At 67.8% G+C, this 19,947-nt stretch carries 18 protein-coding genes; 11 read left to right on the top strand and 7 right to left on the bottom strand.

Going from position 1 to position 19,947, the window contains the following annotated elements:
• Window positions 1-70: 70 nt before the first annotated feature.
• Window positions 71-736 (top strand): bactofilin family protein, encoded by a 666-nt coding sequence (locus ACFPFG_RS14260; RefSeq protein ID WP_183020205.1) that lies wholly within the window; start codon window positions 71-73, stop codon window positions 734-736.
• Between the two features lie 76 nt (window positions 737-812).
• On the opposite strand, the gene ACFPFG_RS14255 is transcribed toward ACFPFG_RS14260, so the two are convergent.
• Window positions 813-1,289 (bottom strand): acyl-CoA thioesterase, encoded by a 477-nt coding sequence (locus ACFPFG_RS14255; protein ID WP_013804190.1) that lies wholly within the window; start codon window positions 1,287-1,289, stop codon window positions 813-815.
• A 41-nt stretch (window positions 1,290-1,330) separates the two neighbouring features.
• Here ACFPFG_RS14255 and ACFPFG_RS14250 point away from each other — a divergent pair, with 41 nt between their 5' ends.
• Window positions 1,331-3,157, top strand: a complete 1,827-nt coding sequence (locus ACFPFG_RS14250) for an ABCB family ABC transporter ATP-binding protein/permease (RefSeq protein WP_380107104.1) — start codon at window positions 1,331-1,333, stop codon at window positions 3,155-3,157.
• A gap of 44 nt (window positions 3,158-3,201) precedes the next feature.
• Here ACFPFG_RS14250 and ACFPFG_RS14245 read toward each other — a convergent pair whose 3' ends face one another.
• The gene (locus ACFPFG_RS14245; protein WP_380110275.1) at window positions 3,202-5,094 is read right to left on the bottom strand and encodes a S9 family peptidase; all 1,893 of its coding nucleotides are present in this window, start codon (window positions 5,092-5,094) and stop codon (window positions 3,202-3,204) included.
• Between the two features lie 230 nt (window positions 5,095-5,324).
• On the opposite strand from ACFPFG_RS14245, the gene ACFPFG_RS14240 reads away from it, so the two are divergent.
• The 7 genes from ACFPFG_RS14240 (at window position 5,325) to ACFPFG_RS14210 (ending at window position 12,652) form a co-directional block, all read left to right on the top strand.
• Window positions 5,325-6,083, top strand: a complete 759-nt coding sequence (locus tag ACFPFG_RS14240; protein ID WP_183020207.1) for a GntR family transcriptional regulator — start codon at window positions 5,325-5,327, stop codon at window positions 6,081-6,083.
• A 103-nt stretch (window positions 6,084-6,186) separates the two neighbouring features.
• Window positions 6,187-7,278 (top strand): aromatic ring-hydroxylating oxygenase subunit alpha, encoded by a 1,092-nt coding sequence (locus tag ACFPFG_RS14235; RefSeq protein ID WP_013804187.1) that lies wholly within the window; start codon window positions 6,187-6,189, stop codon window positions 7,276-7,278.
• Between the two features lie 98 nt (window positions 7,279-7,376).
• Window positions 7,377-7,850, top strand: coding sequence for a MarR family winged helix-turn-helix transcriptional regulator (locus ACFPFG_RS14230; RefSeq protein ID WP_047326188.1), 474 nt, complete (start codon window positions 7,377-7,379; stop codon window positions 7,848-7,850).
• A gap of 268 nt (window positions 7,851-8,118) precedes the next feature.
• Window positions 8,119-9,471, top strand: coding sequence for an MFS transporter (locus tag ACFPFG_RS14225; RefSeq protein WP_197953317.1), 1,353 nt, complete (start codon window positions 8,119-8,121; stop codon window positions 9,469-9,471).
• Window positions 9,472-9,501: 30 nt separating this feature from the next.
• Window positions 9,502-10,602, top strand: coding sequence for an aromatic ring-hydroxylating dioxygenase subunit alpha (locus tag ACFPFG_RS14220; protein WP_197953315.1), 1,101 nt, complete (start codon window positions 9,502-9,504; stop codon window positions 10,600-10,602).
• 33 nt (window positions 10,603-10,635) lie between these two features.
• The gene (locus tag ACFPFG_RS14215) at window positions 10,636-11,598 is read left to right on the top strand and encodes a PDR/VanB family oxidoreductase (RefSeq protein WP_374622490.1); all 963 of its coding nucleotides are present in this window, start codon (window positions 10,636-10,638) and stop codon (window positions 11,596-11,598) included.
• A gap of 106 nt (window positions 11,599-11,704) precedes the next feature.
• The gene (locus tag ACFPFG_RS14210) at window positions 11,705-12,652 is read left to right on the top strand and encodes a 2-hydroxyacid dehydrogenase (RefSeq protein WP_183020211.1); all 948 of its coding nucleotides are present in this window, start codon (window positions 11,705-11,707) and stop codon (window positions 12,650-12,652) included.
• An 8-nt stretch (window positions 12,653-12,660) separates the two neighbouring features.
• Here the strand turns inward: ACFPFG_RS14210 and ACFPFG_RS14205 are convergent, their stop codons facing one another.
• Window positions 12,661-13,101 (bottom strand): hypothetical protein, encoded by a 441-nt coding sequence (locus ACFPFG_RS14205; protein ID WP_220808724.1) that lies wholly within the window; start codon window positions 13,099-13,101, stop codon window positions 12,661-12,663.
• Between the two features lie 116 nt (window positions 13,102-13,217).
• On the opposite strand from ACFPFG_RS14205, the gene ACFPFG_RS14200 reads away from it, so the two are divergent.
• Complete coding sequence (locus tag ACFPFG_RS14200) at window positions 13,218-13,874, top strand: TetR/AcrR family transcriptional regulator (protein WP_183020212.1); 657 nt, start codon at window positions 13,218-13,220, stop codon at window positions 13,872-13,874.
• 116 nt (window positions 13,875-13,990) lie between these two features.
• Here ACFPFG_RS14200 and ACFPFG_RS14195 read toward each other — a convergent pair.
• The 4 genes from ACFPFG_RS14195 to ACFPFG_RS14180 form a co-directional block, all read right to left on the bottom strand.
• Window positions 13,991-15,261 (bottom strand): IS3 family transposase gene (locus ACFPFG_RS14195; protein WP_380106692.1). Its coding sequence is split into 2 segments (ribosomal slippage): window positions 13,991-14,899 and window positions 14,902-15,261, totalling 1,269 coding nucleotides; the frame shifts between segments, so codons are not numbered across the junction.
• Window positions 15,262-15,384: 123 nt separating this feature from the next.
• Window positions 15,385-16,428, bottom strand: a complete 1,044-nt coding sequence (locus ACFPFG_RS14190; protein WP_043819922.1) for a DctP family TRAP transporter solute-binding subunit — start codon at window positions 16,426-16,428, stop codon at window positions 15,385-15,387.
• A 184-nt stretch (window positions 16,429-16,612) separates the two neighbouring features.
• The gene (locus ACFPFG_RS14185) at window positions 16,613-17,911 is read right to left on the bottom strand and encodes a TRAP transporter large permease (protein WP_012203291.1); all 1,299 of its coding nucleotides are present in this window, start codon (window positions 17,909-17,911) and stop codon (window positions 16,613-16,615) included.
• Window positions 17,908-18,447, bottom strand: coding sequence for a TRAP transporter small permease (locus tag ACFPFG_RS14180; protein WP_183021466.1), 540 nt, complete (start codon window positions 18,445-18,447; stop codon window positions 17,908-17,910). Before ACFPFG_RS14180 ends, ACFPFG_RS14185 begins: the two co-directional genes overlap by 4 nt.
• Before the next feature lie 304 nt (window positions 18,448-18,751).
• Here ACFPFG_RS14180 and ACFPFG_RS14175 point away from each other — a divergent pair, with 304 nt between their 5' ends.
• Window positions 18,752-19,687, top strand: a complete 936-nt coding sequence (locus tag ACFPFG_RS14175) for a LysR substrate-binding domain-containing protein (RefSeq protein ID WP_183021467.1) — start codon at window positions 18,752-18,754, stop codon at window positions 19,685-19,687.
• Window positions 19,688-19,947 lie beyond the last annotated feature (260 nt).

Genomic DNA, 19,947 nt, shown 5'->3' with positions numbered 1-19,947 from the left:
ATTGCGAGATGCCGGCATTTGTTGCCAGTTCGTGTGCGTAGCATCGGATTTTTCCGAAGGAGACCCACCCATGGCTGTTCAGAACCCGTTCTTTGGCAAGCGCGACAACGATGCTTTCACCTCCCGCAACACCCTGGGCAGCGGCACAGGCGCTGCCAGCACGGGCGGCAGCCCTTCGGGAGCCGTCATGCCCAGCTCCAGCGTGACCAGCCCGGCATCCACCCAGCGCCAGGCCTCGCCTGTGTCGCAGGACTCCCCGGGCAGCAAGCTCACCGTGGGACCGAACATCAAGCTCAAGGGCGTGGAGATCACCGATTGCGACACGCTGGTGGTCGAAGGCACGGTGGAGGCCACCATGGACTCGCGCGTGATCCAGATCGCCGAGCAGGGCGCCTTCCATGGCACGGCCGAGATCGACATCGCCGAGATCCATGGCGTGTTCGACGGCACGCTGACCGTGCGCGAGAAGCTGGTCATCTACGGCACGGGCAAGGTCAGCGGCAAGATCCGCTACGGCAAGGTGGTGATCGAGGAGGGTGGCGAGCTCACGGGCCAGATCGAGGCCGGTTCCTCGCCGCGTTCATCTTCGGGTTCGGCCGTGGCATCCAGTGCCTCCAGCCTGTCCTCTTCCTCGTCGGCCGCCTCCAGCGACAGCGCCGCCAGCAGTTCCGCTGCCCTGGCTGCGGCCACCGCAGCGGCTTCGCTGCAGCCGCGCGTCACGCCGTCGCTGGCATGAGCCATCTCTGCTGCCGGAAATGAAAAAGCGACCTGCGAAGGTCGCTTTTTTCATGGCTGCAGAGGCGCAGGCGGGTTCAGCCGGCCTGCTGCTGCTTGCGTTCTGCATTGCGCTCGGCCGATGCGCGCCAGGAGCGCACCTGGTCGTTGTCCGGCAGTGACTGGGGCTTGCCCTGGCCGTCGATGGCCACGTAGGTCAGCAGGGCTTCGGTCACCTTGACGAAGCGGCCCTGGTCGGCAAAGCGCTCGGCATAGACCTCGACATCGACCGTGACCGAGGTGCGGCCCACGCGTTGCACGCTGGAGTAGAACGACAGGATGTCGCCCACGCGCACGGGCTGCTTGAAGATGAACTCGTTCACGGCCACGGTGACCATGCGGCTCTGGCCCAGGCGCGAGGGCAGCACGGAACCTGCCAGGTCAACCTGCGCCATGACCCAGCCGCCGAAGATGTCGCCATTGGCGTTGACATCGGCGGGCATGGGAATGACCTTGAGAACCAGCTCCTTGTCTGCGGGCAAGGGATGGGGCGGGAGGTCGGGGCGGGGTGGCATGGGCACAATCGGGTCAATATAACAACCGAGAATTGTCTTTCATGCGACGCGAGAGCGCTTCCCCTACGGATTTACCCTTAGTCCCAACCCCGGCACCGTCGCGGGACTGGAACGCGCTGCGGCGCCTGCTGCCCTACCTGTGGCAATACAAGTGGCGCGTGCTGGCGGCGCTGGGCTTCATGATCGGGGCCAAGCTCGCCAACGTGGGCGTGCCAGTGCTGCTCAAGCACCTGGTCGATGCGCTGGATCTGAAGGCCGGCGACGCCCGGGCCGTGCTCGTCGTGCCCGTGGCCCTGCTGCTGGCCTACGGGCTGCTGCGCTTTTCCAGTTCGCTGTTCACCGAGCTGCGCGACCTGGTCTTTGCCAAGGCCACGCAGGGCGCCTCGCGGGCGATTGCGCTGTCCACCTTCGAGCACCTGCATGCGCTGAGCCTGCGCTTTCACCTGGAGCGCCAGACCGGCGGCATGACGCGCGACATCGAGCGCGGCGTGCGCAGCACCGAGTCGCTGATCTCGTATTCGCTCTACAGCATCCTGCCCACCTTCATCGAAATGGCGCTGGTGCTGGGCATCCTGGCGCTGCGCTTCGATATCTGGTTCGCGGTCATCACGCTGGCGGCGCTGGTGTTCTACATCACGTTCACGGTCACGGTGACCGAGTGGCGCACGCGCTTTCGGCGCGAGGCCAATGCCCAGGAGTCGGCGGCGCACACCAAGGCCATCGACTCGCTGCTGAACTACGAGACCGTCAAGTACTTCGGCAACGAGGGCTTCGAGGCGCGGCGCTATGACGAGAACCTGGAGGCGCTGCGCCGCGTGCGCCTCAAGAGCCAGACCACGCTGAGCATGCTCAACTGCGGGCAGCAGCTGATCATCGCCACGGCCCTGGTCGCCATCCTCTGGCGCGCCACGCAGGGCGTGGTGGACGGGCGGCTGTCGCTGGGCGACCTGGTCATGGTCAATGCCTTCATGATCCAGCTCTACATCCCGCTGGGCTTTCTGGGCGTGATCTACCGCGAGATCAAGCAGAGCCTGACCGACCTGGAGCGCATGTTCACCCTCATGGACAAGGAGCGCGAGGTGGCCGACGAGCCCGGCGCCCGGCCCCTGCCGGCCGACGGCGCGCCGCCCGAGCTGCGCTTCGAGCATGTGGACTTCGCCTATGACCCCGAGCGGCCCATCCTCAAGGACGTGAGCTTCACCATTCCGGCCGGCAAGACCGTGGCCGTGGTCGGCCCTTCGGGCTCGGGCAAGAGCACGCTGGCCCGGCTGATCTTCCGCTTCTACGACGTGCAGTCCGGCCATGTGCGCATCGCCGGGCACGACCTGCGCGAGCTGACCCAGGACAGCGTGCGCGGCGCCGTGGGCATCGTGCCGCAGGACACGGTGCTCTTCAACGACACGGTGGAATACAACATCGCCTACGGCCGCCCCGGCGCCAGCCGCGACCAGGTGGTGGCCGCCGCGCGCGCCGCGCGCATCCACGACTTCATCGAGGCCACGCCCCAGGGCTATGCCACGCGCGTGGGCGAGCGCGGCCTCAAGCTGTCGGGCGGCGAAAAGCAGCGTGTGGCGATTGCGCGCACCCTGCTCAAGGACCCGCCCATCCTGATCTTCGACGAGGCGACGTCGGCGCTGGACTCGGCCAACGAGCGTGCCATCCAGGCCGAGCTGCAAAGCGCCGCGCGCAACAAGACGGCGCTGGTGATTGCCCACCGCCTGTCCACCGTGGTCGATGCGCACGAGATCCTGGTCATGGACGCGGGCCGCATCGTCGAGCGCGGTACCCACGCCCGGCTGGTCGCGGCGGGCGGGCGCTATGCGGACATGTGGGCGCTGCAGCAAAGCGGGGAGCCCGCCGTGCTGTAGCGCTGTGCGGCCGGGCGACCGGGGGGCCGGGCGCCTGGACGGCTTCAGGGCTTGAGGTGCGTGACCAGGAACTGCTCCATGGCCTCGTAGAACTCGAACTTGTTCTCGTCGTTGTGAAAGCCGTGGCCCTCGTTGTCCTTGACCATGTACTGCACCTCCACGCCGCGCTCGCGCAGCGCCTTCACCACCTGGTCGCTCTCGTCCTTGTTCACGCGCGGATCGCGCGCGCCCTGGGCGATGAACAGCGGCGCCTTGATGCGCTCCACATGCAGGGCCGGCGAGGTGGCGGCCAGGCGCTCCCTGTCGCGCTCGGGATCGCCCACCATGGCGTGCATCTGGTCCAGCAGCGGCTTCCAGTAGGGCGGAATGGTCTTCATGAAGGTGAACAGGTTGGACACGCCCACATAGTCCACGGCCGCCGCATACAGGTCGGGCGTGAAGGCCACGCCGGCCAGCGTGGCATAGCCGCCATAGCTGCCGCCGTAGATGCCGATGCGCGCAGGGTCGGCAATGCCCTGGTCGATCAGCCAGTGCACGCCGTCCGTGATGTCGTCCTGCATCTTCAGGCCCCACTGGCCGAATCCCGCTTCCCAGAACGCGCGGCCATAGCCCGTGGAGCCCCGGAAGTTCACCTGCAGCACGCAGAACCCCCGGTTGGCGAGGAACTGCACCTCGGGGTTGTAGCCCCAGCCGTCGCGCGCCCAGGGGCCGCCGTGCGGGTTGATGATGCAGGCCAGGTTCCTGGGCTCGCGGCCGGCCGGCAGGGTCAGGTAGCCGTGGATGGTCAGGCCGTCGCGGCTGGTGTAGCTGACGGGCTGCACGCGCGACATGGCGGACTCGGGGATGGCCGGGTTGATGTCGGCCAGCTTGGTCAGCGCATCGGCGGCCGCGTCGTAGATGTAGCGCGCGCCCGGCGTGCGGTCGTTGAAGGCGGCGACGATGAACTTGTCCTCGGCGCGGTTGGCGCCCTGGATGGCGAAGTCGTAGCCCGGCAGCTGCGCGGCCAGCCGGCCGTACAGGGCTTCGGTCTCGGCATCGAAGAAACGGTACTGCGGCTTGTCGGTCTGGTAGGCGGCCAGGGTCAGCACGCGGCGCTTGCGCGAATAGGCCGCCGCGCCCAGATCGACTTCTTCGGGCACGAAGATTTCCTCTTCCTCATCGGGCCGGGCCGGGTCGATGACCACCAGGGCCAGCTTGTCGCGGCCCCGGTTGGACAGGGCGTAGAGCTTGCGGTCATCGAAGGTGAAGAAGGCCGGGCTGACGCTGGTGCGGTAGTCGGTGGTGATCAGGGGCTGGAACTCGCCGGCCTCGTCGTCGCGGTAGAGCAGGGCGCTGTTCAGGCCGTCGCTGGCCACGGCGGCCCGCACGCGGCCCGCATGGTCGGTCTGCCAGCCGACGATGTTGCCGGGGTTCTGCGCCACCAGTTGCGCCGCGCCCGTGTGCACATTCACGCGGTACACGTCGAAGACCTCGGCATCGCGCCGGTTGTGGCTGATCAGCACATGGTCGGGGTCGTCTTCCAGGTCGTCCTCGATGCTGGCGCGCACGCCGTCCCAGGGCGTCAGGTCGGTGGCTTCGCCGCTGCGCGCGTTGACCGCCAGCACGTGGAAGTTCTCGTCGCCGCCGAAGTCCTTCTGGTAGAGCACCACGTCCGGGCCCTTCCAGAAGAAGTTGCTGATGTCGCGCTCGGTCTCGGCCGTGATGCGGCGTGGCTCGCCCACAGGGGTGCTGCCCTCCAGCGCCTGCACATGGATGTTCATGCGCGCCGGATGGCCGTCCACGCCGACGGGCTGCATGAAGCCCAGCGTCTTTCCATCATCGGCCAGGCGGAAGAAGCCGCGCTCCGGATTGCGGAAGAAGTCCTTGATCGGATAGGCCTGCGGTGCCTGCGCATCGGCGCTGGCATCCCGTGCCAGGTTGAGGATGTGGGCGGCCATGGCGGGGTGTCGGGAAAACGTCGGCAAGGGTGACCTCCTGGGTTGCAGCGGCAGGGGAAAAAGGGAGCCGGCCATGATGCCATGGCGATGTATACAAACAGGCGGGTCACTGTCTTTGCTGGGATTGGTTGTATACATTTGATTGGTGTTTTCCCGTGTTTTTGCGGAAAAATGCGCCATGAATCGCCTTGGATGTATACATTCACCCCATTCCATCCAGACAAAGCCCCATGAGCCCCCAGCTTGCCCCCGCCGCCTCCGAAACGGAAAGCCACTCCCAGGTCATCAAGGCCCAGCTGCAACTGCGCGAGATGATTCTTGCGGGCGAACTGCCCGCAGGCGAGCGCATCGCCGAGCTGACCGTGGTGCAGCGCCTGGGCATCTCGCGCACGCCGGTGCGCGCCGCGCTGATGCGGCTGGAGCAGGAAGGCCTGCTCGAAGCCATGGCCGGCGGGCGCGGCTACCGCGTGCGGCTGTTCTCCGAGGCCGATGTGGCCGATGCCATCGAGCTGCGCGGCACGCTGGAAGGCCTGGCCGCGCGCTGGGCGGCCGAGCGCGGCGTGGCCGAGCCGCTGCTGGCCCAGGCCGGCCGCTGCCTGGATGCCATCGACCGTGTGCTGGAGGCGCCCGACTGGGGCGATGAGGCCTTCTCGCGCTATGTGGCGCTGAACTCCGAATTCCACGACCTGCTGCACTCCATGGCCGGCAGCAGCGTCATGCAGCGCGAGCTGGAGCGCGTGGTGCGCATGCCCTTCGCCTCGCCTTCGGGCTTTGTGCTGGCGCGGGCCGAATCGCCGCGTGCGCGCCACAGCCTGATGGTGGCCCAGGACCAGCACCGCCAGGTGCTGGACGCCATTGCCGCGCGCGAGGGCGCCCGGGCCGAGGCGCTGATGAAAGAGCACTCGCGCATTGCGCGCCGCAACCTGCGCGAGGCCGTGAGCGAGCCCGGCAGCCATGCGGTTCCTGGCGTGCAGTTGATCCGAGCCTGATCCGCGCTTGATACGTGCTTGATACGCGCCGGCGGCCTCGGCCGCCCGTGCCCCAGCCACCGCAGCGCCAAGGACTGCGGACCCCAACCATAAAGGAGACCCCATGAGCACATTCCCCAAGAACACCTGGTACGTGGCCGCCACGTCCGACGAGATCCAGGACAAGCCGCTGGGCCGTCGCATCTGCGGCGAGCGCATTGCGTTCTACCGCGCGCAGCACGGCGTTGCCGCCGTGGAGGATTTCTGCCCGCACCGCGGCGCGCCGCTGTCGCTGGGCTTTGTCTGCGAGGGCAAGCTGGTCTGCGGCTACCACGGCCTGGAGATGGGCTGCGACGGCAAGACTATTGCCATGCCGGGCCAGCGCGTGCGCGGCTTTCCCGAGATCCGCAGCTATCCCGTCGAGGAGCGCCACGGCTTCATCTGGGTCTGGCCCGGCGACAAGGCGCTGGCCGATGCCGCCCTGATCCCGAAGCTGCCCTGGCACGACAACCCCGAATGGGCCTACGGCGGCGGCATGTTCCACATCCAGGCCGACTACCGGCTGATGATCGACAACCTCATGGACCTGACGCACGAGACCTACGTGCACGCCAGCTCCATCGGCCAGGCCGAGATCGACGAGACGCCCTGCAAGACCGAGACGCGCGGCGAGGGCGCCGATGTCGAGGTCGTCACCAGCCGCTTCATGAACGACATCCCCGCCCCCCCGTTCTGGAAGATGGCGCTGCGCAGCAACGGCCTGGCCGACGAGGTGCCCGTGGACCGCTGGCAGGTCTGCCGCTTCACCCCGCCCAGCCATGTGCTGATCGAGGTCGGCGTGGCCCATGCAGGCCACGGCGGCTACGACGCGCCCGACGAGCACAAGGTCTACAGCATGGTGGTGGACTTCATCACGCCCGAGACCGAGGAATCCATGTGGTACTTCTGGGGCATGGCGCGCCGCTTCAATCCGGGCGATGCCGAAGTCACCGACCGCATCCGTGAGGGCCAGCACAAGATCTTCAGCGAAGACCTGCAGATGCTGGAGCTGCAGCAGCGCAACCTCAGCGCCCACCCCGACCGCAAGCTGCTCAAGCTCAACATCGATGCGGGCGGCGTGCAGTCGCGCAAGGTCATCGACAAATGGATTGCGCAGGAGCAGCAGGCGGCGGCGGTGGCCGCAGCAGCGGCCCAGCCTGCCGCCGCCGTGGCCTGAGGCTGCCGGCATGGCCAGGCCAGCAGGCGCGGGCGGCGCCGGGGATGGGGTAACCTCGGCGGGCTTCAACCCCAGGGCCGCAAGGCCTGCCGCCACCGATGGTCCACTCCGCCTCCGATCCGCTTTCCATCGACCTCTACGACCAGCCGGGCCACCTGATCCGGCGCGCGCAGCAGATCGCGGCGCAGCTGTTCCGCGACGTGCTGGGGCCGGACGTGACGCCGGTGCAGTACGCCATCTTGCGCATGCTCCAGGAAAAGCCGGGCATCGACCAGGTGACGCTGGCACGGCTGGTGGCGCTGGACAACTCCACCACGGCCGACATCGCTGCGCGCCTGGAGGCCAAGGGCTGGGTGCTGCGCGAGATCCTGCCCCGGCGCCAGCGGCGCCTGACGCTCACGGCCGAGGGCGAGACCATGCTGGCCGGCTTCGTGCCCAATGTCCACGAACTGCACGAGCGCATGCTGGCCGCGCTCGAACCCCAAGAGCAGGCCGAGTTCAAGCGCCTGCTGCGCAAGTTCGTGCAGCTGCACGACGTGCGCGAATCCACGGAAACATCGTCCGCCGACTGAGGGCGGCCTGCCGGCTGCGCGCATGGCGCGCCGACCCTGATCGGGGGAAACCCGGTATTTGACGCACATCATCATTCAGTAAACTGAATCACGTTCAGCATACGTAATGAACGACTGAGAACGGCCGAAAGCGGCTGAAAACACAAGAAAGCTCGGCCAGAGCTTCCACCCCAAGGAGACCCACGATGACTGCCTGCCTGCTTGCCCCTCGCTTGCAGCGGCCCCGCGCCGCCGCATCTTCCATCCCCTTTGCGTGGGGGCTGCAGCCATGAGCGCCGATCTGCGCGCCAGCGTGGACCAGCGGCCCATGACACGCTTCCAGTGGTCGGTCATAGCCCTGTGCATGGTGCTCAACATGATCGACGGCTTCGATGTGCTGGTCATGGCCTTCACGGCCTCGGCCGTGTCGGCGCACTGGCAGCTCAGCGGCGCCCAGCTGGGCTTTCTGCTCAGCGCGGGCCTGTTCGGCATGGCGGGCGGATCGCTGCTGATCGCGCCCTGGGCCGACCGGCTGGGCCGCCGGCCGCTGATCCTGGCCTGCCTGGCCCTCTCGGGCGTGGGCATGCTGGGCTCGGCCTTCAGCCACAGCGCCATCGAGCTTGCGGCGCTGCGCGTGCTCACGGGCCTGGGCGTGGGCGGCATCCTGGCCTGCAGCAACGTGATCGCCAGCGAGTACGCCTCGCAGCGCTGGCGCAGCCTGGCCGTCACCCTTCAGTCCACGGGCTACGCGCTGGGCGCCAGCATCGGCGGCTCCATCGCGGTCTGGCTGCTGGGCCGGCATGACTGGCGCGCGGTCTTCCTGTTCGGCGGCTGCGTGACGCTGGGCGTGCTGGTCCTGGCCTGGTGGCGCCTGCCAGAGTCCATGGATTTCCTGCTGGCGCGGCGCCCGGCCGGCGCGCTGCAGCGGCTCAATGCCCTGGTGGTCCGCCTGGGCCTGCCCACGCTGGCGGCGCTGCCGCCTGCCGCGCCCTCAGCGGCGGGGCCTGCGCGGCGTGGCCCGCTGCAGCTGTTTGCGCCGGGCCTGCGCCGGCCCACGCTGCTGGTCTGGCTGTCCTTCTTCGCGGTGATGTTCGGCTTTTACTTCGTGATGAGCTGGACGCCCAAGCTGCTGGCCGCCTCGGGCCTCACGCCCGAGCAGGGCGTGACCGGCGGCGTGCTGCTGAGCCTGGGCGGCATCCTGGGCGCCACCTTGCTGGGGCTGCTGGCGGCGCGCTATCCCGTGCACCGCGCACTGGCCGGCTTCATGCTGGCCACGGCCGTGCTGCTGTGCTTCATCGTGAGCAATCCGGGCTCGCTGCTGCTGTCCTATGCGCTGGCCTTCCTGATCGGTGTCTTCGTCAACGGCTGCGTGGCGGGGCTCTATGCCATCGCGCCCATGGTCTATGGCGGCGAGGTGCGCGTGACCGGCGTGGGCTGGGGCATAGGCATAGGGCGCATCGGCGCCATCGTCTCGCCCATGGTCGCGGGCTCGCTGCTCGACGCCTCCTGGTCGGCCAGCCAGCTGTACGTGGGTTATGGCGCGGCCTTCGTGTTCGCGGCCTGCATCGTGTCGCTGCACCGGCTGCAAGGGCCCGAAGCCGGCTCGCCCGCAGCCACGGGCCGCACGCTGTCGGCGCATTGAGCGCGACTTGCAGACAAGAAGGAGAACCCCATGACCGAATGCACCACCATTGCACCTGCCTCCACGCCAGCCCCCACACCCTCCTCCACGCCCGCCTTCCCGCTGGACCAGTGGTATGTCGCCGGCTTTGCCTGGGAGCTGCAGGACGCGCCGCTGGCGCGCACCCTGCTGGGCCGGCCCGTCGTGCTGTTCCGCACGCCCGATGGCAGTGTCGCCGCGCTGGAAGACCGCTGCTGCCACCGCGAGCTGCCGCTGTCCTGCGGCACGGTGGAGCCTCGCGGCCTGCGCTGCGGCTACCACGGCCTGCTGTTCGACCGCGCCGGGCAGTGCCTGGAGATTCCGGGCCAGCAGCGCATACCGCCCAAGGCCTGCGTCAAGTCCTTCGACCTGCGCGAGCGTGACCAGATCCTCTGGATCTGGATGGGCGCCGCGCCCGATTCCGTGCCCGCGCAGGAGCCGCCCGCCTATCCCGTGCACGGCGATGCGCGCTACCGCTTCGGCGGCGATGTCTACCACTACGACGCGCCCTACCAGCTCATCCACGACAACCTGCTGGACCTCAGCCACCTGGGCTATGTGCACCTCAAGACCATTGGCGGCAATGCCGGCATCCATATGAATGCCGAGCTCAAGGTGCGCCAGGAGGGCGACAGCGTCACCGTGCTGCGCTGGATGCCCGACTCCGACCCGCCGCCCACCTATGCGGCGGCCTGGCCCTTCGCCGGACGCATCGACCGCTGGCAGGAGGTGGAGTTCCACCCCTCGCATGTGCGCATCTGGACCGGCGCCATGGATGCAGGCAGCGGCCAGCTCGACGATCCGCAGCGCGAGGGCTTTCACATGCGGGGCTTTCACGGCGTGACGCCGGAGACCGAGCATTCGGCCCACTATTTCTGGACCATCGCCACCAACCCCCATCCGGACATGCAGGACACCACGCGCCTGGTGATCGACCAGACGGCCGCCACCTTCGAGGAGGACAAGGTCGTCATCGAGGCCCAGTTCCGCAACCAGCAGCGCTTTGGCGCGCGCCCCGTCATCGACATCCACGTGGACGCGGGCCCCAACCGCGCGCGCCGAGTGATCAGCCGGCTGCGCGAGGCCAGCGCCCGTGCGCTGGCGGCGGCCTGATCTTCCGAGCCCCTTCCTTTCCGCGTTATTCCCATGCAAGCCAACCCCATCCTCCAGGTGCGCGTCGCGCGCAAATGCGCCGAGGCGCAGGACATCTGCAGCCTTGAACTCGTGCCGCTGGACGGCCAGAGCCTGCCCGCCTTCACGGCCGGCTCGCACATCGACCTGCACCTGCCCGGCGGGCTGGTGCGCCAGTACTCGCTGTGCAACGACCCGCAGGACACGGGCCGCTACGTGGTCGGCGTGCTGCGCGAAGCCGCCTCGCGCGGCGGCTCTGCCGCCGTGCACGAACAGGTGCAGGAAGGCCAGCAGATCGCCATTGGCGCGCCGCGCAACCACTTCGCGCTGCATGCGGGCGGCCCTGCGCGGCATCTGCTGCTGGCCGGCGGCATAGGCATCACGCCCGTGCTGGCCATGGCGCGCCAGCTGGCGCGCGAGGATGCCGACTTCGAACTGCACTACTGCGCGCGTTCGCGCGAGCGCATGGCCTTCACGGCCCTGCTGCAGTCCATGCCCTGGGCCGACCGCGTGCACCTGCATGTGGATGGCGAGGGCGCGCTCGACATGGCGCAGCTGCTCGGCGCCCCGCAGGCGGGCCTGCACCTGTATGTCTGCGGCCCACGCGGCTTCATGGACGCGGCGCTGGGCCTGGCACGCACGTCGGGCTGGAGCGAGGACAGCCTGCACTACGAATTCTTTGCAGGCGAGGCCGTGCAGCGCGAAGGCGATGCCGGGTTCGAGATCGAGATCGCCAGCACCGGCCAGGTGGTGCGCGTGGCGCCCGAGCAGACCGTCGTCCAGGCGCTGGCCGGCATCGGCGTGGAGGTGCAGACCTCGTGCGAGCAGGGCGTGTGCGGCACCTGCCTCACGCGTGTGCTCTCGGGCGAGCCCGAGCACCGCGACATGTACCTGACCGAAGACGAACAGGCCGCCTGCGACCAGTTCCTGCCCTGCTGCTCGCGCGCTAAATCCGCCCGGCTGGTGCTGGACCTGTAGGGCGGCACCGCGCAGGGCCCCTGGCGGGTGGACAATGGGTTTCCCCTTGCCCACAGCCCGTTGAAGCCGCTGATTTCCCCGCGGCAGCGGGCGCCGCTCTTTCGCCATGCAACCTGCCCTGCTTGTCCTGAACTTCAATACCGAAGGCCATCTGCGCCAGATGGCCCAGGCCTTTCCCTCCTTCGAGGTGCTCTACGCGCCCGACGCCAGCCAGTGCGAGGCAGTCATCGCCGAGCACGGCGCGCGCGTGCAGGCCGTGCTGACCATAGGCTCCATCGGCCTGTCGGCCGCGCAGATGCTGCGCATGCCCGCCCTCACGCTGGTCTGTGCGCTGGGCGCGGGCTACGAGAACATCGACGTTGCCCATGCGCAGGCCCATGGCATTGCCGTGGGCAATGGCGCGGGCACCAATGACGACTGCGTGGCCGACCACGCCATGGGCCTGCTGATCGCCTCGATGCGCGGCCTGGTGCGGCTGGACCGTGCCACGCGCGACGGCGTCTGGCGTACTGCGCTGGCGCTGCCGCCCAACGTCTCGCACAAGCGCCTGGGCATCCTGGGCATGGGCGCCATCGGCGCCAAGATCGCCCAGCGCGCGCTGGGCTTCGAGATGGAGATCGGATACCACAACCGCAGCCAGCGCAGCGAGCTGCCCCACCGCTACTTCGGCGACCTGCTGTCGCTGGCGCAATGGGCCGATGTGCTGCTGGTCGCCACGCCGGGCGGCCCCGGCACGCGCCACCTCGTCAATGCCCGGGTGCTGGACGCGCTGGGCCCGCAGGGCCACCTGGTCAACATCGCGCGCGGCAGCGTGGTCGATACCGCCGCCCTGGCCGCCGCCGTGCGCGAAGGCCGGCTGGCCGGCGCGGGCCTCGATGTCTACGAAAGCGAACCTGCGCCACCGGCCGAACTGCTGGACCTGGACGCCGTGGTGCTCACGCCCCATGTCGGCGGCTGGTCGCCCGAAGCCGTGCAGGCCTCGGTGGACCGCTTCATCGCCAACATGCGCTGCCACCTGGAAGGCCGCCCGCTGGTCTCGCCGGTCACGGCCTGAGGCCGGATTCAGCCCTGTGCCATCCCGGCAACTGCTGCCAGGTGCAGCAGTCCCATGACCAGGCAGATGGCGGAGGACACGTGCCAGAAGCGGTCGCTGTTGTCCGGAAAGCGTGGTTTCAGCCACGGAAAGGCCATGGCCCGCGCCACCAGCACCAGGCCGGCCCCGGCCAGCACCGGGCGCATGAAGGGCAGGGGACCCAGCAGGCCCGCGCCTGCCAGCCCATACCCCGCCAGCAGCGACAGCACCACGCCGATGGCCGCCGACACCAGCGGCGGATACCAGTGCCCGGCCTCGGCCATGCGCGCCATGCGCTCGCCGGCACCCATGAGCCGCAGTCCACGTCCCCCCCAGACGATGCAGGCGAAGTGGGCCAGCGCGGCCGCCGTGTCGAACAGGGCAGCGGCCAGGGCCAGCAGTTGCACGCCCTTCACGGCAGGGCTTCCCATGCGCCGGTGTGCTGATGCTTCTTCATGGTGTATTCCTTGGGATTTGCTGCAATGGCCGGTCACTGTAGTGCTTAAACTCCGGGCCGAAAACTCGCCTTGTGCTCAGGTTCTTCCGCATGACCTCCAATACCCCCCACACCGCTGAATCCCAGAGAAGAAGGCAGCCCGTGCAGGCGCGCGGGCAGCGCACGCTCGCAGCCATTCTCCAGGCAACGGCTCAGATTCTGGTCAAGGAGGGCGAAGCCGCGCTCACCACCAACCGCATTGCCGAGCGCGCAGGCGTCTCCATCGGCACGCTCTACCAGTACTTCCCCGACAAGCAGGCCGTCTTCCGCGCCATTGTCGATGGCCAGCGCCGTGCGGCCGTCGCGGCCATCGAGGCCTGGCTGGAGCAGGCGTCGGAACAGGGCCTGCCGCGCGAGGCCGTGGCGCGCGGCGTGGTCGCCTGCATCGTCGAGGGCTTTGCGGGTCGCACGCCTGCGCGGCGCAAGCTGGCGCGCTTTGCCTGGCGGCAGGATGGTGACGAGCGCATTGCCCTGTCCATGCGCGAGACCGCCGAGCGCATGGCCGCCCACCTGCAGCGCTGGGGTGGCCCCTCGCTGTCCTATGCGCGCCTTTACGTGGCCACGCGGGCCGTGCTGGGCACGGTGCGCTTCGCCTCGCTGGAGGCCTCGCCGCTGATTGCCTCGGGCGCACTGGAGGAGCTGCTGTGCGAGATGGGGACAGACATGTTGCTGGGTGGCGTGCAGGGCGCCGGCGCTGCTGCCTCATAGAGGCTGTCCCATTCGCCGAGGCCATCATGGGGGCATGGCGTTCGTTGATGGCGTGCCGGAGGCCCAGGCCGTTCCTGCGCAGCAGGATGGTGACCCGTCCTGCCATAGGTTGACACCTATGAAGGACACCGATCCGGCGTAATCCAGCCGGCCAGAGACGCCCGATGAACCTCATCGGGCGTTTTCAATTTTAGGGACAGGTGCGGTCTTTCCTGGTTGTAGATCTGCACGGCCTGCTGGACCATCCGGCTGGCCTGGGCCAGATCGGCAGGCCGATGCAGCAGGAACTCCATCTTCAAGATCCCGTTGACGCGCTCGGCCAGCGCGTTCTGATAGCAGTCGTAGCCGTCAGTCATCGAACAGGCAATGCCGTGGCGCCGATGAATCTCCTGATAGTCATTCGAGCAGTACTGGATGCCCCTGTCCGAGTGATGCACCAGCATTTGCTGCGTCTGGCGGCCGTTGAGCGCCACCTTCAGCGCCCGGCTGACCTGCCCGGTGTGCAGGCTGTCGTGCACATGATGGCCCACGATCTTGCGCGACCACGCATCAGTGACCAGGCTGAGATAGACGAACCCCTGGTCGGTGGGCAAGTACGTGATGTCGGCCACCCACACCTGCTCGCTGGCAGTCGCTCGGACTTGATGCGGCCCCTCCTTGAGCAAGTTGGGATGGCGTCGAAACCGATGATGGCTGTCGGTGGTTTTGTGATACGCCCGCTTCGGCGCCACCAGCATGCGCGCCTCGCGCAGCACGTCCAGCAACGCATCGCGCCCCAGGCTCGCGCCGGCGTGCTGCAGCGGCTGCGCGAGCAGATGGTGCAGCTTGCGCGCGCCCAACCGGGGCTGACGCAGGCGCACGTCGCGAACGAGCTCGATCACGGTGTCGGCACGCGCACAGCGTTGCTGCTGATGCTGCAACTGCTGGTAGTAGGCTTGGCGGCTGACGCCCCAATGGCGGCAAGCCCTCGCCACGCTCAGCCCCGGGAGGAGCTTTTGCGAGAGGACTTGCCCAAAGGCTTTTTTACGATGCGCACCCCGTAGTCCTTCTTCAGGACATCGATCACCGCCTCGAACAGTTGGGCCTTCTCGTTGGCTTCGCGAAGCTGGACTTCGAGGGCCTTGATCTTCTGCTCGGGAGTCAGCGGTGCAGCAGGTGCAGATGAGGGCTTCTTGATCGGTACTGGCATGGCAAGCCCGGATGATGCCGAACTCCAGTTTTGGCGACCATGCTTGCGCAGCCACACCAACACGGTCGAACGGCCCTGGATGCCGTAGCGCTCCTGGGCCTGTTTGTACGTGAGATCGCCTTTTTCCACCTGATCGACCACCGACAGCTTAAAAGCCAGCGTGTAGTCCCGCTGCGTGCGTTTGACCCTTGATTCCATTGACTTGCCTTTTCTGAGAGGAAAAGGTGTCAACCCAGGTCAGGACGGGTCATGGCGAAAAAAAAGGCCCCGCAGAGCGGGGCCTTTTGCTTCTACCGGAGTGTGCGATCAACCGATAGCATTCTAACGAGTTCGCGCGGCAATGGCTTTCTCCGCCACATCCACCAGGTCGGCGCCGACCTGCTGCTTCCACTTGTCGTAGACGGGGCGCGTGGCCTTGACGAAGGCTTCGCGCTCGGCCGGCGTGAGCTGGGTCACGGTCACGCCATTGGCGGCCAGGTCCTTGAGCAGGGGCTTGTCGGCCTCGATCATGCCCTTGCGTGCGATCACGATCTGCTCCTTGGCCGCGTCCACGGCGGCCTGGCGCACGATGTCCTGGTCTTCCTTGGTCCAGGTGGCCCAGATGTCCTTGTTGACCACGAAGATCAGCGGATCGTTGATGTAGCCCCACAGCGTCAGATGCTTCTGTCCCACGGACTGCAGCTTGGCGGCCATGTAGACCGAGACGGGGTTTTCCTGGCCGTCCACGGCGCCGCTGGCCATGGCGGGCTGGGCATCGGCCCAGCTCATCTGCGTGGGGTTGGCGCCCAGCGCGGTGAAGGTATCCAGGAACAGCGGCGAGCCCACGACGCGGATCTTCAGGCCCTTGAGGTCGGCAGGGGTCTTGATGGCGTGCTTGGAGTTGCTGATCTCGCGGTAGCCGTTCTCGCCCCAGGCCAGCGGCACCACGCCGGCCTTTTCCAGGCGCTGGAACAGGCGCTTGCCGGGCTCGCCATGCGTGAGCGCATCGGCGGCCGCATAGTCGGGCATGAGGAAGGGCAGGGCGAACAGGTTCAGCTCCTTGATCTGGGGCGACCAGTTCAGCGTGGAGCCCACGGCCATGTCGATCACGCCCTGGCGCAGCGCGCTGAATTCGCGCGTCTGGTCGCCCTGGATCAGGGACACGCCCGGGTAGAGCTTGATGTTGATGCGGCCGTTGGTGCGCTCGCGCACCTTGTTGGCCCAGATCTCGCCGCCCTTGCCCCAGGGAAAGGCCGTGCCCAGCACCAGCGACATGCGGTACTCGCTCTTGTACTTGGCCTGGGCATGGGCCATCAGGGGCGCAGAAGACAGGGCCAGGGCCGCTGCTGCGGCCAGGCCGCTGGCGAGGAAGCTGCGAAGTTTCATTGCGAAGGTCTCCTTGTGAAATTGGAATGATTTGTAAGTCAATGGCACCGAAAGCGATTGCCAGTCTATGCAACTGGCGCGTCCCAAGCCAGGGACGCCTAGCAAGGGCCGCCCCGCAGCGAGGGTGTCGTCCCCCTCCCGCGCAGCGAGAGAGGGGGAAGCTGCGTAGCGGCTCAGGGGGTGCTCAATAACCCAGACGGGCGGGCAGCCACAGGGCCAGCTGCGGGAAGGCGATCACGGCGATCATCACCAGGAACATGGCCAGCAGCATGGGGCCGACCCAGCGCACGGTGGACTCCATGCGCACGCCCGCGATGCGGCAGGACACCATCAGGTTCACGGCCAGCGGCGGCGTGAACTGGCCCAGCGCCACCTTGAGCGTGAGGATGACGCCGAACCACACCGGGTCCCAGTTGTAGTGCTGCATGATCGGCAGCAGCAGCGGCACGAAGATCAGGAAGATGGAGATGCCGTCCAGGAACATGCCCACGGTGATCAGCAGCAGGATCAGCAGCGCCATCACGCCGTACTCGCCCAGGCCCGAGTCCACGATGGCCTTGGCCACCGGATCGATCACGCCCAGCGTGGACAGCGAGAACGCGAAGATGCCGGCCAGCGATACCACCAGCAGGATCACGGCCGACAGCTCGCCGGCCTCGCGCAGGATGGGGTAGAGGTCGCGCAGCGTGATGGTGCGGTGGATCACCATGCCCACGAACAGGCCGTAGAACACGGCCACCACGGCGGCCTCGGTGGGGGTGAACCAGCCGGCGCGCATGCCGCCCAGGATCAGCACCGGAGCGGCCAGGCCCCAGGAGGCCTCGCGCAGGCTGCGCCAGAACGGCGGGCGCGGCATGGACGATTCCAGCGCACCCATCTTGTGCTTGCGCGACATCCACACGGCGGGAATGATCAGCGCCACGCCGGCCAGGATGCCGGGGATCATGCCGGCCGCAAACAGCGCCGGCACCGAGGCGCCGGGCACCAGCACCGAGTAGATGATGAAGGCCACGGACGGCGGGATCAGGATGTCGGTGGCCGCAGCCGCGCCCACCACGCTGGCCGAGAAGCTGCCGGGATAGCCGGCGCGGCTCATGGCCGCGATCATCACGCCGCCCACGGCGGCGGCATTGGCCGGACCCGAGCCCGAGATGCCGCCCAGGAACATGGCCACGGCAATCGCCACCAGGGGCAGCATGCCGGGGCCGCGGCCCACGATGGCCACGGCGAAGTTCACCAGGCGCAGCGCCACGCCCGAGCGATCGAAGATCGAGCCCACGAGCACGAACATCGGAATCGCCAGCAGCGGGTACTTGCCCAGGCCCGCATAGAAGTTCTGCGGCACGGCCAGCAGGCCGTACCACTGCGTGTCGGGGCTGGCCAGCGCGATGGCGGCGGCACCCGCCAGGCCCAGGGCCGCGCCGATGGGCACGCCCAGGAACATCAGGCCCAGGAAGGCGATGAAGAGCAGGGTCGCGATCATGGCGCCTTCTCCTCGTCCACGAAGGCGCCGGGGCGCCCCTGGCGCTGGAACAGTTGCAGCGCGCGCAGCGTGATCAGTGCCGAGCAGATGGGCAGCCACATCGAATACCACCACTGCGGCACGCCGATGCCGGGCGAGGTTTCCTCGAACCGGTAGTCGTCCCAGACCACGCGCACGCTCAAGGCGGCGATCACGGCGAACAGCAGGGCCACCATCAGCGTGCCGAAGCGTGCCAGGCGCTTCCTGCGCAGGGCGCTGCCGCCTTCGGCGAAGTACTCGATGCGGATATGGGCGTTGCGCGCCACGGCCGCCGAGCCCGCAACCATGGCCAGCAGGATCATCAGGAAGACCGAGATTTCCTCGGTCCAGGCGAAGGAGGAGGAGGTGAAGTAGCGCACCAGCACATTGGCGAAGGTGATCAGGGCCAGCAGGGCCATGATCACCACGGTGAGCCAGTCCTCGATGCGCAGCGAACGCGGCTCGTCCGGCTGCGAGGGCGTCTCAGCGGCGCCGTTTTCGGTGGGAGGGGATGACATGGACGCGGGGAGTCAGAAAATTACACATGGCGGGGCAGATGCAGTCACTGAGCTTCCTCGGCGTCGTGTGCCGGGGGCCGTGAGGGAAAAATGTCACATTGGGTAAATGCGGCGAAGCGCCATTATGTGCGCATACGAGCGCCGCATCAGATGGCGGTTTCCTCAGTGTGGCGGCCCATGCTGGACGTTGATACGGGCACGCCCCCGCGTGGAGGCGCCGAGGAAGGGCCGCCCCGCACCGAAGGTGCCGTCCCCCTCCCGGACAGAGAGGGGGTGCCTTCCATCACAGCGGATAATGGCGGCCATGGAAACCAAATGGCTAGAAGATTTCGTCAGCCTGGCTGAAACACGCAGTTTCAGCCGCTCGGCCCAACTGCGCCATGTGACGCAACCCGCGTTCTCGCGCCGCATCCAGGCGCTCGAAGCCTGGGCCGGCACCGACCTCGTGGACCGCAGCTCCTACCCGACCCGGCTCACGCCGGCCGGCAAGACCATGTACGACCAGGCGCTGGAGATGCTGCAGTCGCTGCAGAGCACGCGCACCATGCTGCGTGCCCATGTCAGCGCGGGCAAAGGCATGGTGGGGTTTGCGGTGCCGCATACGCTGGCCTTCACCTTCTTCCCGAACTGGGTCTCCAGCGTGCAGGCCAAGTTCGGGCCCTTCCGCAGCCGGCTATTCGCGCTCAACGTGCACGACGCCGTGATGCGCCTGGTGGAGGGCGGCTGCGACCTGCTGATCGCCTACTTCCATCCGTCCCAGCCCTTCCAGCTTGACCCGGCGCGCTACGAGATGGTCAGCCTGGGCCACGAGGTGCTCGCCCCCTACGCCAAGCCCGACGCCGACGGCCTGCCGCTGCACCAGCTGCCGGGCCGCCAGGGCCAGCCGCTGCCCTATCTGGGCTATGCGCCCGGTGCCTACCTGGGCCGGGTGACGGAGCTCATCCTCAAGGAAGCCGCCGAGGCCGTGCACCTGGAACGCGTCTACGAGACCGACATGGCCGAAGGCCTCAAGGCCATGGCGCTGGAAGGCCATGGCGTCGCCTTTTTGCCGTTCAGCGCTGTGCGCAACGAGCTGGAGGCCGGGCGACTGGTCAGCGCCGCGCCTGCGGGCGACAGCGGTTTCCGCATGGACATGGAAGTGCGCGCCTACCGTGAAAAACCCGCCAGCAAGGATGCGCCCCAGGGCGTGGCCGGCGCGCTGTGGAACTTCCTGCTGGAGCAGGGCGAGACCATCGGCTGACGCGCCAGGCGGCACGCATGAGGAAAAAAAGGGGCTCTCGCAGCCCCTTTTTGCTGCACGTTGGTGCAAGCGGGTGCCCGGCAAGAGCCCGACTTGGTGCACGGGTTATGCCTAGGGTAAACACCTATTATGCATTGCACGCATAAGGGCTTTTGCAAACGGCATTGGCTGTGCCACCGGCCCTGGCATTAGAGTGCGCGCACAGCAACCACGCCGTGTGCAGGACCGCAGGTGCGCTGGATCGGGCAGGAAACGCGTGC

This window comes from Delftia deserti (assembly GCF_042653485.1).
GTDB classification, from domain to species: Bacteria; Pseudomonadota; Gammaproteobacteria; order Burkholderiales; family Burkholderiaceae_C; genus Comamonas; species Comamonas acidovorans.
The sequence above is the reverse complement of the archived record's forward strand: the minus strand, read 5'-3'. Positions and strand labels throughout refer to the sequence as shown.

Coding starts and splice junctions, on each gene's coding strand:
- ACFPFG_RS14190 (WP_043819922.1), bottom strand. CDS start 16,428: ATGAAACTTCGCAGCTTCCTCGCCAGCGGCCTGGCCGCAGCAGCGGCC.
- ACFPFG_RS14210 (WP_183020211.1), top strand. CDS start 11,705: ATGCAACCTGCCCTGCTTGTCCTGAACTTCAATACCGAAGGCCATCTG.
- ACFPFG_RS14245 (WP_380110275.1), bottom strand. CDS start 5,094: ATGGCCGCCCACATCCTCAACCTGGCACGGGATGCCAGCGCCGATGCG.
- ACFPFG_RS14185 (WP_012203291.1), bottom strand. CDS start 17,911: ATGATCGCGACCCTGCTCTTCATCGCCTTCCTGGGCCTGATGTTCCTG.
- ACFPFG_RS14200 (WP_183020212.1), top strand. CDS start 13,218: ATGACCTCCAATACCCCCCACACCGCTGAATCCCAGAGAAGAAGGCAG.
- ACFPFG_RS14205 (WP_220808724.1), bottom strand. CDS start 13,101: ATGGGAAGCCCTGCCGTGAAGGGCGTGCAACTGCTGGCCCTGGCCGCT.
- ACFPFG_RS14215 (WP_374622490.1), top strand. CDS start 10,636: ATGCAAGCCAACCCCATCCTCCAGGTGCGCGTCGCGCGCAAATGCGCC.
- ACFPFG_RS14235 (WP_013804187.1), top strand. CDS start 6,187: ATGAGCACATTCCCCAAGAACACCTGGTACGTGGCCGCCACGTCCGAC.
- ACFPFG_RS14260 (WP_183020205.1), top strand. CDS start 71: ATGGCTGTTCAGAACCCGTTCTTTGGCAAGCGCGACAACGATGCTTTC.
- ACFPFG_RS14180 (WP_183021466.1), bottom strand. CDS start 18,447: ATGTCATCCCCTCCCACCGAAAACGGCGCCGCTGAGACGCCCTCGCAG.
- ACFPFG_RS14220 (WP_197953315.1), top strand. CDS start 9,502: ATGACCGAATGCACCACCATTGCACCTGCCTCCACGCCAGCCCCCACA.
- ACFPFG_RS14250 (WP_380107104.1), top strand. CDS start 1,331: ATGCGACGCGAGAGCGCTTCCCCTACGGATTTACCCTTAGTCCCAACC.
- ACFPFG_RS14240 (WP_183020207.1), top strand. CDS start 5,325: ATGAGCCCCCAGCTTGCCCCCGCCGCCTCCGAAACGGAAAGCCACTCC.
- ACFPFG_RS14225 (WP_197953317.1), top strand. CDS start 8,119: ATGAGCGCCGATCTGCGCGCCAGCGTGGACCAGCGGCCCATGACACGC.
- ACFPFG_RS14230 (WP_047326188.1), top strand. CDS start 7,377: ATGGTCCACTCCGCCTCCGATCCGCTTTCCATCGACCTCTACGACCAG.
- ACFPFG_RS14255 (WP_013804190.1), bottom strand. CDS start 1,289: ATGCCACCCCGCCCCGACCTCCCGCCCCATCCCTTGCCCGCAGACAAG.
- ACFPFG_RS14175 (WP_183021467.1), top strand. CDS start 18,752: ATGGAAACCAAATGGCTAGAAGATTTCGTCAGCCTGGCTGAAACACGC.